The following is a 14,375-nucleotide window of genomic DNA, read 5'->3' as shown; positions in this document are numbered from 1 at the left end:
GCCGCTCCTACAGGGGATCGCGGGGGCATTGTCTTGATCTGTTGTAAATACCGAACGCTGTTGCCATGATATCAGCCTCACACATTGCACTGATATTCAGGAGGCTCCCGCATTGGACGTCGGCGAACGACTGCAAGCCATTCGCAAACTCAAGGGTTTGTCCCAGCGTGAACTCGCCAAGCGTGCGGGCGTCACCAACAGCACCATTTCCATGATCGAGAAGAACAGCGTCAGCCCCTCGATCAGTTCCCTGCGCAAGGTGCTGGGCGGGATTCCGATGTCCATGGTCGAGTTCTTCTCCGAAGAGCTGCAGCCTGAAAGCGCCACCCAGATCGTCTACAAGGCCAACGAGCTCATCGACATCTCCGACGGTGCGGTGACCATGAAGCTGGTCGGCAAGGCGCACGCCACACGGGCCATCGCCTTTCTCAGCGAGATCTACCCGCCGGGCGCCGACACCGGCGAAGAGATGCTCACCCACGAGGGCGAGGAAACCGGCATTCTGGTGGAAGGCCGCCTGGAGCTGGTGGTGGGGCTGGAAACCTTCGTGCTCGAAGAGGGCGACAGCTACTACTTCGAGAGCACCAAGCCGCATCGCTTTCGCAACCCCTTCGACACCCCCGCCCGTTTGATCAGCGCCGCCACCCCGGCGAACTTCTAAGCCCGCCGCTATACTCTCAATCGCCCGCCAGCCGGGCGATCTTCACCACGAGAGGGTGCAGGCGTGAATCCCATAACAATAATGAAAATGCTGGCCGTGTCGTTGCTTGTCCTGACGCTCCCAGCCATCCATTCCCAAGCCGCCGTGAAAGACGAGATCGCCAAGCGCCTGGAGCCTGTGGGCAAGGTGTGTGTGCAAGGCAAGGACTGTCCGGGGGTGGTGGTGACGGCAGTGGCCGCCGGCGGCGCGCCGCGAGCGGCCGATGCAATCATCGCCAAGCACTGCAACGCCTGCCATGCGACCGGCCTGTTGGAAGCGCCGAAGATTGCCGACACCCCCGCGTGGAAAAAGCGCGCTGACGAGCAGGGTGGGCTCGATGGACTGCTGGCCAAGGCGATCAGCGGGGTCAATGCCATGCCGCCCAAGGGCACGTGCCAGGATTGCTCGGATGCGGAGTTGATGGGGGCGATCAAGCAGATGTCGGGGTTGTAGGGGATGGGTTCGGGTTGAGAGGTGGGTGAAGGGTCCCCTGCGAGCGCAAAACCCCCACCCATGCAACGATCCAGCTACCACCCTGGTCCAACCTGCAAACAACAGGTCAGGAGGGCCCACCATGGCCCACAGATGCTCCATCGAAGAAGCCGTGGACCAGGTCCTGGAGCGGCTGCCCGCCCATATTCACATGGGCATGCCCCTGGGCGTGGGCAAACCCAACCGCTTCGTCAACGCCTTGTATGCCCGTATCAAGCACCTGCCCGAGCGCCGTCTGACGATTTATACCGCTCTGGTGCTCGGCCGTCCGGCCCTCGGTGACGGGCTGCAAAAGCGCATGCTCGAACCCTTCGTCGAGCGGGTGTTCGGCGATTACCCTGAATTCGATTTCCTGGCTGACCTGCGTCGCAGCGAGCTGCCGGCCAACGTCGCCGTGCAGCAGTTCTTCATGCAGCCGGGCAGCCTGTTGGCCAGTGACATGGCCCAACAGAGCTACGTCAGCAGCAACTACAGCCATGCCGCCCGGGACATCAATGGCAAGGGCCTGAACCTGGTCGCGCAACTGGTCAGCCAGCATCCGGACGATGCCGAGCAATTGAGCCTGAGTTGCAACCCTGACATTACCCTGGACCTGTTGCCGATGATCGCCGAGCGTCGCGCGGCGGGTGAAACCATCCTGGTGCTGGGCCAGGTGCATGCCGACCTGCCCTACATGCCCGGCAGCGCTGAAATCGGCAGCGACGCCTTCGATCTGCTGATCGATCAGCCCGAGCGCAGTACGCTGTTCTCCACGCCGAACATGCCGGTGGGGTTCCAGGATCATTTCATTGGCCTGCATGCCAGCACGTTGGTGCGCGACGGCGGCACGTTGCAGATAGGCATCGGTTCGATGGGCGATGCCCTGACCGCCGCGCTGTTGGCCCGCCAGGCCGACAGTGCGGGCTATCAGGCGCTGCTCGACGAACTCGATCTGTCGCCCTGGCAGACGCTGATCGAGCGTGAAGGCGGCCGCGAGCCGTTTGCCGAGGGGTTGTACGGCTGCAGCGAGATGTTCGTCAACGGCTTGCTGGCCCTGGCCGAGGCGGGGGTGGTAAGGCGCAAGGTCTATCCCGACGTGGCCCGGCAGGCCGCCGCCAATGCAGGCGCACTGTCGGACGAGGACGACGTGGGTGGGGTGGTCATGCACGGCGGCTTCTTCGTCGGTCCGCAAAGCTTCTACCAGCGGCTGCGCGACCTGCCTCGCAGCCGCTTGCAACAGTTCGACATGACCGCCATCAGCTACATCAACGAACTGTATGGCCAGGAGCCGCTCAAGCGCTTGCAGCGCCGTGATGCGCGCTTCGTCAATACGGTGTTCACCGCCACGGTGATGGGCGCGGCGGTGTCCGATCAGCTCGAAGACGGTCGGGTGATCAGTGGTGTGGGCGGGCAGTACAACTTTGTGGTCCAGGGGCATGCCTTGCAGGGCGCGCGCTCGGTGCTGATTCTACGCAGCTGGCGCGAGTCGGGCGGGGTGGTCAGCTCCAATGTGCTGTGGGACTACGGCCATTGCACCATCCCCAGGCACCTGCGCGATATCGTGGTGACCGAGTACGGTATCGCCGACCTGCGTGGCAAGACCGACACCGAGGTGATCGAGGCGATGATCAATATCAGCGACTCGCGTTTTCAATCCAGCCTGATCGAAGAAGCGCAGCTGGCAGGCAAGCTGGCCAAGGACTTCGTGCTGGCGCCACGGTTTGCCGACAACACCCCGGCGCGGTTGCAGGCTATTCAGGCGCGTCATGCCACGCTGTTTCCCGAGTACCCGCTGGGGTGTGATTTCAGTGACGAAGAGAAGGACCTGCTGCGGGCGCTGAACTGGCTGAAGAGCAAGTTCAGGCTCAGTGAGATTCTGGAGCTGGGCAAGGCAGCGCTGGATGCGCCGCAGGCGTCGTGTTATCCGCAGCATCTGCAGCGCATGAATCTGGTTGAACCCCAGGGCCTACGCGAGGAGTTGTATCAGCGGTTGCTGCTGGCGGCGTTGCGCGAGACGGAACAACCGCAGCAGGTCAGTTCGGTAACGGGGTGATAGGGGCGGCCCCATCGCGGGCAGAGCCCGCTCCCACAGGATCATCTGAAATAATCCCAAGCGTTTCACACAACCCTGTGGGAGCGGGCTCTGCCCGCGATGGGGCCAGCACTGTCGCCCACCAGCCGATGGATCACTCCACGAACGTCACCACCCCTCCGGCCAAGGATTTCACCCGCGCCAGCGATTCCACGCGGTAGCCCTGGGCGTCCAGTTCGGCGCGGCCACCCTGGAACGATTTCTCGATCACGATACCCAGCCCGGCCACCGTTGCCCCCGCCTGCTTGATGATCGAGATCAACGCCTGGGAAGCCTTGCCGTTGGCCAGGAAGTCATCGATCACCAGCACATGGTCGCTGCTGTTCAGATGCCGCGGTGAGATCGCCACCGTGCTTTCGGTCTGCTTGGTGAAGGAATACACCGAGGCCACCAGCAGGTTCTCGGTGAGGGTCAAGGATTGATGCTTGCGCGCGAAAATCACCGGCACACCCAGGCGCAGGCCCGCCATCACTGCCGGAGCAATGCCCGAGGCCTCGATGGTGACGATCTTGGTGATACCCGAATCGGCAAACAAACGCGCGAACTCGTCGCCGATCTGCTGCATCAGCAGTGGATCGATCTGGTGGTTGAGAAAAGCGTCGACCTTCAGGACCTGATCGGAAAGCACGATGCCTTCTTCGCGAATCTTCTTGTGCAGTGCTTCCACGGCGGTTCCTCGATGTTCCAGTGTGCCGGGCCGATGGGCCCAGGGCAGGGTTGAATTCAGCGTTTGAGCATGGCACGGATATCGGCCAATGCCGTGTTGCCGCGCACGGCTTTCACTTCGGTGGGGGTGTCGTCGTTGCCTTCCCAGGCCAGGTCGTCGGGTGGCAGTTCATCGAGGAAGCGGCTGGGCGCGCAGTCGATGATCTCGCCGTACTGCTTGCGCTTGGCGGCGAAGGTGAAGGCCAGGGTCTGGCGCGCGCGGGTGATGCCCACGTAGGCCAGGCGGCGCTCTTCCTCGATGGTGTCGGCTTCGATGCTGGAGCGGTGCGGGAGGATTTCCTCCTCCATGCCCATGATGAACACATAGGGAAACTCCAGGCCTTTGGACGCGTGCAGGGTCATCATCTGCACGCCCTCGGCACCTTCTTCTTCCTCCTGCTGACGCTCGAGCATGTCGCGCAGCACCAGCTTGCCGATGGCTTCCTCGACGGTCATGCCACCGTCCTCGTCCTTTTCCAGGGTGTTCTTCAACGCCTCGACCAGAAACCAGACGTTGCTCATGCGGTAGTCGGCGGCCTTTTCGCTGGAGCTGTTGGTGCGCAGCCATTGCTCGTAGTCGATGTCCATGACCATGCTGCGCAAGGCCCCGATCGGGTCTTCGCCGGCGCACTGCTCGCGGACCTTGTCCATGTAGCGCTTGAAGCGCCCCAGGCGATCGGTGAAGCGGCTGTCCAGGTGCTCGCCCAGGCCGATCTCGTCGGTGGCGGCGTACATCGAAATCTTGCGCTCGGTGGCATAGTTGCCGAGCTTTTCCAGGGTCGTGGAACCGATCTCGCGGCGCGGCACGTTGATGACCCGCAAAAAGGCGTTGTCGTCGTCCGGGTTCACGATCAGGCGGAAGTAGGCCATCAGGTCCTTCACTTCCTGGCGGCCGAAAAAGCTGTTGCCGCCACTGAGCCGGTAGGGAATCTGGTGATGCTGAAGCTTGAGCTCGATCAGCTTGGCCTGGTAGTTGCCGCGATAGAGGATCGCGAAGTCGCTGTAGGGGCGGTCGGTGCGCAGGTGCAGGCTGAGAATCTCCACCGCCACCCGCTCGGCCTCGGCGTCCTCGTTCTTGCAGCGGATCACGCGGATTTCGTCGCCGTGGCCCATCTCGCTCCACAGCTGCTTCTCGAAGGCGTGGGGATTGTTGGAAATCAACACGTTGGCGCAGCGCAGGATGCGGCTGGTGGAGCGGTAGTTCTGCTCCAGCATCACCACCTTCAGCGAGGGGTAGTCGTCCTTGAGCAGCATCAGGTTTTCCGGGCGCGCGCCGCGCCAGGCATAGATCGACTGGTCGTCGTCACCCACTACGGTGAACTGGTTGCGCGTACCGATCAGCAGCTTCACCAGCAGGTATTGGCTGGCGTTGGTGTCCTGATATTCGTCCACCAGCAGGTAGCGCACGCGGTTCTGCCATTTTTCCAGAATGTCGGCGTGCTCCTGGAACAGCTTCACCGGCAACAGGATCAGGTCGTCGAAATCCACCGCGTTGAACGCGCGCAAGGTGCGCTGGTAATGGGTGTAGACGATGGCTGCGGTCTGTTCCTTGGGGTTGCGCGCATTCTCCAGGGCCTCGGGCGGCAGAATGAGGTCGTTCTTCCAGGCGCCGATCATGTTCTTGATCTCGTCGACGCCATCGTCCCCGGAATACTCCTTCTGCATGATGTCGGTCATCAATGCCTTCACGTCGGCTTCGTCGAAAATCGAGAAGCCCGGCTTGAAGCCCAGGCGCGTGTGCTCCTTGCGGATGATGTTCAGGCCCAGGTTGTGGAAGGTCGACACCGTCAGGCCGCGGCCCTCACCGGCGCGCAGCAGGGTGCCGACCCGTTCCTTCATCTCGCGGGCGGCCTTGTTGGTGAAGGTCATGGCGACGATGTACTGGGCACGGATGCCGCAATTCTGGATCAGGTGCGCAATCTTGCGGGTGATCACGCTGGTTTTGCCGGAGCCTGCGCCGGCGAGCACCAGAAGAGGGCCGCCGACGTAGTTCACGGCTTCTTGCTGCCGGGGATTGAGTCGGGACATGACAGGGGAGTGGGTCACTGACGAAATGGCCGGGCATTTTAGCACTGCTCGCGCAGCGTTGCCGTGACCGCAGATCCATTTAAATTTGCCGGTTTCGATACTTTGCAGCAGGATGTGGACACACGTTGACGCGTGCTCGGGACCGGAACCGCTGTGGGCTACTGGCCAGCCCAGCCCCAGCCTCTGTCCTAAAGAGTCTCCCGCTATCGATATGACTGTGAATCTGTCCTAAGGAGCCCGTTTGTCTACGCCTGTCGAACCCGTGCGGTTGCTGCTCCTGGCACATGATCGCGCGTGGGCTGTAGCGCTGCGAGAGTGTCTGGCGCCGCTGGGCAATACCGTGGCGTTGGTCAGCGCGCCCTCCTGGGACGCCGTCGCCAATCTGTTCGGTGACGAGCGCAGTGCCTTGCTGCTCAGCACCCCGGCGCTGCAACCGGCGCCCGGACGCTGTCCGCTGCCCACCATCCTGCTGCTCGAAGATGAGCCGCTGACGCCACCGCTGGGCGTGAGCGACTGGCTGGTGCAACGTACCCTGAGCGTCGATACCCTGCGCCGCTGCCTGCGCCATGTGCACGAGCGTGGGCTGTTGGAAAGCACCTTGCAGCGTCTGGCCGAGCAGGACCCCTTGACCGGCATCGCCAACCGGCAGGGCTTCCAGACCCTGCTGGCCGGGCGTCTGGCCGAGCAGGACGGGCGCGGCGTGGCGCTGGGCCATCTGGATCTGGACAATTTCCGCCACGCCAACGACGCCCTTGGCCATCAGGCCGGCGACCGTTTGATCTTGCAAGTGGTGGCACGACTCAAGGGCCAGCTGGAAGCGGGCGATCAGGTGGCGCGGCTGGGCAGCGATGAGTTCGCGCTGTTGATCGACACCCGCCGCGACACCACGCGGGTCGAGCGCCTGGCCGAAAACATCGTTCAGGCCCTGGCCGAACCCTACTGGGTGGATGGCGAAAGCCTGCTGATCGGCTGCAGCCTGGGCATGGCGCATGCCCGCGCCGGTGCCGGCGCCGACCCGCTGATGTGGCACGCACACATCGCCATGCAGCAGGCCAAGAGCACTCAGGGCTGTACCTATCACCTGTTCAACGAGCGCATCAACCGCAACGCCCGCAGCCTGGCCGACCTGGAGAGCGAGTTGCGCCGGGCCCTGCGCCGCGACGAACTGGAGCTGCATTACCAGCCGCGCCTGGACCTGGCCGGCAACCGCATCGTCGGCCTCGAAGCGCTGGTGCGCTGGCGTCACCGCGAACGCGGCATATTGCCCCCCAGCGAGTTCGTGCCGCTGGCCGAACAGAGCGGTCTGATCGTGCCCCTGGGCTACTGGGTCATCGCCCGCGCCCTGCGTGACATGCAGGCGTTGCGCGAGGCGGGTCTGGCGCCGCTGCACATGGCGGTCAACCTGTCGTTCCGGCAGTTTCAGGACAGCCAGCTGCTGGCGACCCTGGGCCGCCTGATCGAGGAGCGCGGGGTGGACGCCAGCTGGCTGGAGTTCGAGTTGACCGAAACCGCAGTGATGCGGCGCAACGATCAGGTCAAGCAGACCATGGATGCCCTGGGGCGGCTGGGCGTACAGTTTTCCCTGGACGACTTCGGCACCGGCTTCTCCTCGTTCGTGCACCTGAGCAGCCTGCCCATAGCGCTGCTCAAGGTGGACAAGAGCTTCGTCGGCGGTATGGAGCAGCGCCCGGAACACGCCAAGCTGGTGCACGCCATGATCAACCTGGCCCACAACCTGGACCTCAAGGTGGTGGCCGAAGGTGTCGAAACCCCGGAGCAACTGGCACTGCTGCGCGGCTTCGGCTGCGATCAGGTGCAGGGCTTCCTGATCAGCAGGCCTCTGCCTCTGGACGAACTGCAGGCCTATCTGCGCTTTGGCCAGGCACAACAGGCGCTGGTGCTGCCGCGTCATTGATCGCGGCCAGGCGCTGCAGGCGGCGCAGGCGCCATTCGAACGCCAGGGTCAGGCTGACGGCCGAGCACAGCAGGCCCAGCGCCAACCCCCACCAGACGCCGACCGGGCCCAAATCGAACTGAAAGGCCAGCAGCCACGCGGCTGGCGCGCCAATGACCCAGTAGCAGAACAGGCCCACCAGAAAGGTCGTCTTGGCATCCTTGAGGCCGCGAATCGCGCCCATGGCGATGGTCTGAATACCATCGAACATCTCGAACCAGGCGGCAATCGCCAACAGGCTCACGGCCATCTTGATCACGCCCTGAAAGGCCGGGTCCGATTGATCGAGAAACAGCCCTACCAAAGGGTTCGGCGCCAGCCAGAACAGCGCGGCGAAGGCCAGCATGACCATGGCGCCAAAGCCGATCCCCACCCGCCCGGCAAGCCGTGCCTGCAGCAGTTGCCCGGCGCCATAGTGCTGGCCGATGCGCATGGTCACTGCGTAGGACATGCCGGCGGGCACCATGAACGCTACCGAAACGATCTGCAGGGCAATCTGATGCCCGGCCAACTGGGTGCTGCCCATGGTGCCGATGCACAGCGCGGCGAAGGCGAACAAGCCGACCTCGACCGCGTAGGTGCCGCCGATCGGCAAGCCCAGCCGCCATAGCTCGCGCAGCGCCGGCCCATTCAGCCGGCCCAGGCCACGCAGCAGCGGATAGGCTTTGTAGGCGCTGTGGTGGCGGATGTACAACGCCAGGGCAATGGCCATCAGGTTGCTGATGATTGCCGTGACCATGCCGATGCCCACCAGGCCCAGCTTGGGCAGGCCGAACAGGCCTTCGATGAAGGCGTAGTTGAGCAGGAAGTTGGCCACCGTAGCGATGATGCTGATGACCATCACCGGCGTCGCATGGCCCAGTGCTGCGGTGAACCCGCGCAACGCCATGAAACTCAGGTTGCCGGGCACCGCCAACGGCAGCAGCAACAGGAACTGGGTGGCGAACGCCACGTTCGCAGGGGTCTGGCCCAGCAGCGACAGCACCGGCCCCAGATTCCACAGCAGCGCGGCGGCGACGATGGCCATCAACCATGCCAGCCACAGACCGGCCTGGGTCAGGCGGGTAACGCCCTCGGTGTCCCCAGCGCCCTTGCGGATCGACACCAGGGTGCCTACGGCGGCGATCACCCCGATGCAGAAGATCGACACGAACGAGTAGCTGGCCGCGCCCAGCCCACCGCCGGCCAGCGCCTCTGGGCTCAGGCGAGCCATCATCAGGGTGTCGGTGAGGACCATGAGCATGTGCGCCAACTGCGAGGCGATCAACGGCCCCGCCAACCGAAGAAGGGCTCGAAGTTCGATACGTGCGTTCGCGTGCATGGTGTCCGGCTCGATCCGATGAAGGAGAAATGGGACGGTGGATTCTCGGCCTTGCGCGGCCAATGCACAAAAGGATAAAAACGATACCTGACATGAGTAATACTCATGTGGGTAATTTTTGATCAAGCAGTCAGATCTGGTTTACAGGGAATTTCGCTATGTCGCGCAGGCTACCGCCTCTGTACGCGCTGCGGGCCTTCGAAGCGGCCGCTCGCCACAGCTCGTTCACCCGTGCCGCGGATGAGTTATCGATTACTCAGAGCGCAGTCAGTCGCCATATTCGCACGCTGGAGGAGCATTTCGGCTGCCGCCTGTTTCAGCGCAATGGCCGCACCCTCACCCTGAGCGAGTCGGCGCGCATGCTGCTGCCCGGGGTTCGAGACGGCTTCGCGGCACTGGAGCGGGCCTGTGCGACGCTGCGCAGTGAGGACGATATCCTGCGCATGAAGGCCCCCTCGACCCTGACCATGCGCTGGTTGCTGGCCAGGCTGAGCCGTTTTCGGCACTTGCAGCCTGGCAACGAAGTGCAGCTGACCAGTGCCTGGATGGACATCGATCATGTCGACTTCAACCTTGAGCCGTTCGACTGCGCGGTGCTGCTGGGCAACGGCAACTTTCCCCCGGACTGGGAAGTGACGCTGCTGTTTCCCGAGCTGCTGATTCCGGTCGGCTCACCGGCGCTGATCGACGTCCAGCCCTGGGGTGTCCGCGAACTGGCCCAGGCCGAATTGCTGCACCCCACCCCGGACCGTCGTGACTGGCGCAGCTGGCTGGAGCGCATGAACCTGGCCGAGCAGGTGTCGCTCAAGGGCGGCCAGGCCTTCGATACCCTGGAGCTGGGGATGATCGCCGCAGCCCGTGGCTACGGTGTGTCGATCGGTGATCTGCTGATGGTGGCCGAAGATGTCGCACAGCGACGCTTGAGTCTGCCCTGGCCCACGGCGGTGGCCAGTGGCGAATCCTATTATCTGGTGTGGCCCAGGACCCGGCCAGGGTCGGAGCGGCTGTTACGTCTGGGTACGTTTCTTCAGTCGGAAGTCGATGCCATGGTATTGCCATCAGTGGAGATTCTGCGTTGAATTGCCGCACCCCGACGCTCAAGTATTCAGGCGCATAGCCGAAGAAGAGTTACCGATGAATTTTGTGGGGTGTCAGGGGCGTTTTCTTTGTTGCCTGGGCAGGCCTCGTCGCGGGCAGCGCCAAAGATCCCCTGTGGGAGCGGGCTCTGCCCACGAGAGAGTCCGCAGGGCCAACGCATCTCTCCCCGACACCCCCAGCAGCCGCTTTCCCTGGAGCTACCCCCATGTCTCAACCCCGCGCCCGGATCGCCACTCAACTCGGAATTGCCCTGGCGGTGATCCTTGCTGTGGTCATCACTGCCAGCACTGCCTTTGCCCTGCGTTCACTGGACACCGCCAACCTGGCGATCCGTGAGCAGCACATGGCCAGTGAGGCGCGGTTGCTGGCCGATCAACTGACCACGTTCCACAGCACCCTCAAGGAAAGCACCCAGCGCCTGAGCGGGCTGTTCGAGAAGCGCTTTGCCGGCGGCCTGAGCCTGCACACCGATGAACCGGTGAGTGTGGCCAATCTGCAGACGCCGACCTTGCGACTGGGCGGCCAGGCGTTGAACAACGATTTCACCGAAGTCGACAACTTCAAGCAGCTCACCGCAGGCGTGGCCACGGTGTTCGTGCGCAGCGGCGCCGAGTTCGTGCGCATCAGCACGTCCTTGACCAAGCAGGACGGCAGCCGCGCCATCGGTACGGCGCTGGATCACGCCCACCCGGCTTATCAGCGACTGCTGGACGGGCAGAGTTACATTGGCCGCGCGGTGCTGTTCGAGCGGTCCTACATGACTCAGTACACCCCAGTGCGTGACAGCAGCGGGCAAGTGATCGCCGTGCTGTTCGTGGGTTTCGATTACACCGATGCGCAGAACACCCAGTTCGCCAACCTGCAGCGCTTCCGTATCGGCCAGACCGGCTCCCTGGCGCTGCTCGACGAACAGAACCGCTGGTTGGTGCCGCCCGCCAACGTCAATGATCCAGCGGCCGCAGCCAAGAGCCTGGCCGACCTGGCGCGCTTCGATGGCAAGGGGCGCTTCTGGAACGATGGCAAGCAGGACATTTTTTCCGAGGCGGTCACCTTCGAAGGTGGCCCCTGGAGCGTGGTTGCCAGCATGCCCAAGACCGAGATCGATGCGGTGACCTGGAGCGTCGGCACGCAACTGGCCATCGGTAGCCTGCTGGCCATGCTGATTGCGGTGGGCGCCGCGATCTGGCTGCTGCGCAGCAAGCTGCGTCCACTGGGCGATCTGGTACAACAGGCTCAAGCACTGGGTGCGGGCGATCTGGATGCGCGCCTGAAGGTCACCAGCAACGATGAAATCGGCCAGCTGGCCGGCAGCTTCAACCACATGGGCGAAGCGTTGGCCAACATGGTGGTGCATATCCGCACGGCCGCCCACGAAGTCAGCGGTCGGGCGCAAACCTTGTCGGGTCTGTCATCGGGCGCCTATGAGGGCATGGAGCAGCAGTCCGGAGAAATCACCAGCATGGCCGGGGCGGTGGAGGAGTTCAGCGCCACGTCCCTGGATATCGCCGACAACATGGGGCATACCCAGAAGCTGGCGCAGGACAACGCCCAGCAGACACGCATTGGCCGGGCGTCCATGGACGAGGCATCCAATTCCCTGGAGCAGATCGCCGGGGCCTTGAACAGCACGGCGACGGTGATCAATACCTTGGGTCAGCGCTCTCAGGAAATTGGCGGCATCGTCGGGGTGATCACCTCGATTGCCGAGCAGACCAACCTGCTGGCCTTGAACGCTGCCATCGAGGCGGCGCGGGCAGGTGAGCAGGGGCGCGGCTTTGCCGTGGTGGCCGATGAGGTACGCAGCCTCGCTTCGCGCACCCGTCAGGCCACCGACGAGATTTCCGGCATGATCGGCAGCATCCAGCAGGAAACCGCCAACGCGGTGAGCACCATGGAGCAGGGCAATGTGCTGATGCGCGAGGGCTTGTCGCGTAACGCCAAGGTGGCCCAGGCGCTGGCCCAGATCGATGAACAGAGCCGCTCGGCGGGTCATCAGTTCGACGCCATCAGCACCGCCACCCAGGAGCAGAGCAGCACGGCAACGATGTTGAGCAGCAATCTGCAGAGCATTGCGATGACCAACAGCGAGCAGCGGGAGGTGGTGTCGAACCTGGCGCAGACAGCGCGGGAGCTGGAAGGTCTGGCGGCGGAACTGCGCCAGGAAGTGAACCGGTTCAGAGTGGGCGGCGGGCGCTGAGGGCTGCGGTGACGCGGCTGGCGCCTTCGCGGCTGCACGCCGCTCCTACAGGGACAGTCGCCAGTGTCCCTGGCCCACCCCCTGCGGGAGCGGGCCCTGCCCGCGATGGCGCCCATATTGACACCCCACCCCGGCGCACTCCACCCCCCTGTGGGAGCGGGCTCTGCCCGCGATGGCGTCTTCATTGACGCCACCCCATCTGACCACCCCACCTACCCCTGTAGGAGCGGCGTCAAGCCGCGAAGAGGCCCGCCCTGACGCCCCTCGATCAACCCAACCCCGCCACCCCCAACCGGCTCGCACAATCTTCCAACGAACGCCGCTCCGTCTCGGCATACAACCCCAGCTCGTCCAGCACCGCGCGCCCCAGCGCCTGGTGAAAAGCCTCCTGGCTGGACCCCACGCCATACTCCACCTGAGCATTGTCACCCAGGTTCGACTGAAAGATTCCGGCCGCACTCACCGGCAGGAAATCCTCATACACCAGCGGCTCATACCGCACCGCGCCATTGGCGATCAATGCCGCCAGCGTGGTCGCGTCCTGGCGCGGCTGCCCGGTTACGAAATAGCGAAAGAACGCCAACCCTTGCTCACGCATCTGCGCCAGGTCATCAGGGAACTCACTGAACTGCTCGCCCAGCAAACGCATGTACTCATCGGCGTTGCCCTCACTGGGAAAGCCCGCCAAGGCCGCCCGCGAGGCGTTCAACAGCCGGTCGTACAACGCTCGACCGGCGGGCGTCAACGCCGCGCCACGCTGCTCGATCTCACCAAACCGCGCGGTGTGGCTGCCAGCGGCGTCACCCTGCTGATCCGTGAACGCTACCTGTTCCTGCAGTGCCTTGAAGCTGGTCTGACGCAGCAGGATGGGGTGCCGGCGTGGCGGCGGGCCTTCGATGACCGCCTTGGGCGTGATGCCCTTGCTCGGCATCTGCGCCTGTACCGCGTCGATATCCAGCGTACGCGGGGTCAGGTGGTTGATGTGCGGCCCCTTGAACGCCACCACATCGGCGATCAGCCGGTGGGCATCATGCAAGCGCTGGTACTGTTCGGCGCTGACCGTGGCGTCATGGTGCCAGCGGAAGGTTTCCAGCGCCTGCTGCACAAAGTCGTCGGATTCGGCCTGTTCCAGCCCGCCCTCGCGTTCGAACTGTTCGATCAACGCCAGGCAGCGATCGGTGAAAATCTGCCGCTGCCCCAGCAGCTGTTCGGCCAGCTCGCGCAGGGGCTGATCGTCGATCAGCTCCAGGCGCAGCAATGAGGTAAACACGCGGAACGGACTGACCTGCAAAGCCTGCTCGTGGACAGCGCGGAAGGCGGTGGAGTGGACCGGTACGCCCGCCGAGGTGAGGTCGTAATAGCCCACCGGCTGCATGCCCATCACCGCAAACAGGCGGGCGATGGTCGCCAGCTCCTCCGCCGTACCGACCCGGATGGCCCCATGGCGCTCGGCGTCCAGGCGCTGGATCTCGCCGGTGCGTTGCAGCGATTCGCTCAGCCCGGGCCGATCGGCCAGGCACTGCCGATTGACCTCACCCACCAGATTCATCAGGTCGCCGTACAGCGGCACCTCCTGCTTGTACATATCGGACATGGCGCGGGAAAACGCGGCGCGGGTCTGGTCGGGGCTGACGAAAGGCATGGGGCGAGTCCTGGATGAATAGGTCAGGCGTATGAGAGCGGGGAATGATGTGCTGGATCAAGCGAAAAAAAGTGCGGGGGTCATTCCTGTGGCTCAGGTTAGTCACGGCCCTCGGGCGGCGAAACAGGGTCTCCCCCACACCGCCGATCAGCTCCCTCTCCCCCAGG

The 14,375-nt window shown here is 63.9% G+C and carries 10 protein-coding genes; 6 read left to right on the top strand and 4 right to left on the bottom strand.

The window, feature by feature from the left end; genetic code table 11:
* Positions 1-112: 112 nt before the first annotated feature.
* The 3 genes from B3397_RS01100 (at position 113) to B3397_RS01090 (ending at position 3,224) form a co-directional block, all read left to right on the top strand.
* The gene (locus tag B3397_RS01100) at positions 113-661 is read left to right on the top strand and encodes a cupin domain-containing protein (RefSeq protein WP_296246472.1); all 549 of its coding nucleotides are present in this window, start codon (positions 113-115) and stop codon (positions 659-661) included.
* Positions 662-742: 81 nt separating this feature from the next.
* Entirely contained in the window at positions 743-1,153 is a 411-nt protein-coding gene (locus B3397_RS01095; protein ID WP_296246550.1) for a c-type cytochrome, read from the top strand.
* A gap of 121 nt (positions 1,154-1,274) precedes the next feature.
* Positions 1,275-3,224 (top strand): acetyl-CoA hydrolase/transferase C-terminal domain-containing protein, encoded by a 1,950-nt coding sequence (locus tag B3397_RS01090; protein WP_296246470.1) that lies wholly within the window; start codon positions 1,275-1,277, stop codon positions 3,222-3,224.
* Positions 3,225-3,357: 133 nt separating this feature from the next.
* Here B3397_RS01090 and B3397_RS01085 read toward each other — a convergent pair whose 3' ends face one another.
* Positions 3,358-3,930: a xanthine phosphoribosyltransferase gene (locus B3397_RS01085; RefSeq protein ID WP_296246468.1), complete on the bottom strand. Its 573-nt coding sequence runs from the start codon at positions 3,928-3,930 to the stop codon at positions 3,358-3,360.
* Between the two features lie 56 nt (positions 3,931-3,986).
* A complete protein-coding gene (gene rep / locus B3397_RS01080; RefSeq protein WP_296246466.1) occupies positions 3,987-5,996 on the bottom strand; it encodes a DNA helicase Rep in 2,010 nt (669 codons plus the stop codon).
* 241 nt (positions 5,997-6,237) lie between these two features.
* Here rep and B3397_RS01075 point away from each other — a divergent pair, with 241 nt between their 5' ends.
* Positions 6,238-7,911 (top strand): putative bifunctional diguanylate cyclase/phosphodiesterase, encoded by a 1,674-nt coding sequence (locus B3397_RS01075; RefSeq protein ID WP_296246464.1) that lies wholly within the window; start codon positions 6,238-6,240, stop codon positions 7,909-7,911.
* On the opposite strand, the gene B3397_RS01070 is transcribed toward B3397_RS01075, so the two are convergent.
* Positions 7,826-9,271 (bottom strand): NorM family multidrug efflux MATE transporter, encoded by a 1,446-nt coding sequence (locus B3397_RS01070; protein WP_296246461.1) that lies wholly within the window; start codon positions 9,269-9,271, stop codon positions 7,826-7,828. The two genes, B3397_RS01075 and B3397_RS01070, sit on opposite strands and share 86 nt — an antisense overlap.
* Before the next feature lie 158 nt (positions 9,272-9,429).
* Between B3397_RS01070 and B3397_RS01065 the strand changes: the two genes are divergently transcribed.
* Both B3397_RS01065 and B3397_RS01060 read left to right on the top strand, forming a co-directional pair.
* Positions 9,430-10,350, top strand: a complete 921-nt coding sequence (locus B3397_RS01065; RefSeq protein WP_296246459.1) for a LysR substrate-binding domain-containing protein — start codon at positions 9,430-9,432, stop codon at positions 10,348-10,350.
* A gap of 224 nt (positions 10,351-10,574) precedes the next feature.
* Positions 10,575-12,566, top strand: coding sequence for a methyl-accepting chemotaxis protein (locus B3397_RS01060; protein ID WP_296246457.1), 1,992 nt, complete (start codon positions 10,575-10,577; stop codon positions 12,564-12,566).
* A gap of 268 nt (positions 12,567-12,834) precedes the next feature.
* On the opposite strand, the gene hglS is transcribed toward B3397_RS01060, so the two are convergent.
* Entirely contained in the window at positions 12,835-14,208 is a 1,374-nt protein-coding gene (gene hglS / locus B3397_RS01055; protein ID WP_296246455.1) for a 2-oxoadipate dioxygenase/decarboxylase HglS, read from the bottom strand.
* Between the last annotated feature and the right edge of the window lie 167 nt (positions 14,209-14,375).

The organism is Pseudomonas sp. UBA4194, assembly GCF_002379585.1.
In the GTDB taxonomy this organism is placed as follows: Bacteria; Pseudomonadota; Gammaproteobacteria; order Pseudomonadales; family Pseudomonadaceae; genus Aquipseudomonas.
Note: the sequence above shows the minus strand (reverse complement) of the source record. Positions and strands in the feature narration are given on the sequence as shown.

Bases quoted from the DNA above. Each gene is read 5' to 3' on its own strand.
- B3397_RS01065 (WP_296246459.1), top strand. From the start codon at position 9,430: ATGTCGCGCAGGCTACCGCCTCTGTACGCGCTGCGGGCCTTCGAAGCG.
- B3397_RS01060 (WP_296246457.1), top strand. From the start codon at position 10,575: ATGTCTCAACCCCGCGCCCGGATCGCCACTCAACTCGGAATTGCCCTG.
- B3397_RS01095 (WP_296246550.1), top strand. From the start codon at position 743: ATGAAAATGCTGGCCGTGTCGTTGCTTGTCCTGACGCTCCCAGCCATC.
- hglS (WP_296246455.1), bottom strand. From the start codon at position 14,208: ATGCCTTTCGTCAGCCCCGACCAGACCCGCGCCGCGTTTTCCCGCGCC.
- B3397_RS01070 (WP_296246461.1), bottom strand. From the start codon at position 9,271: ATGCACGCGAACGCACGTATCGAACTTCGAGCCCTTCTTCGGTTGGCG.
- rep (WP_296246466.1), bottom strand. From the start codon at position 5,996: ATGTCCCGACTCAATCCCCGGCAGCAAGAAGCCGTGAACTACGTCGGC.
- B3397_RS01090 (WP_296246470.1), top strand. From the start codon at position 1,275: ATGGCCCACAGATGCTCCATCGAAGAAGCCGTGGACCAGGTCCTGGAG.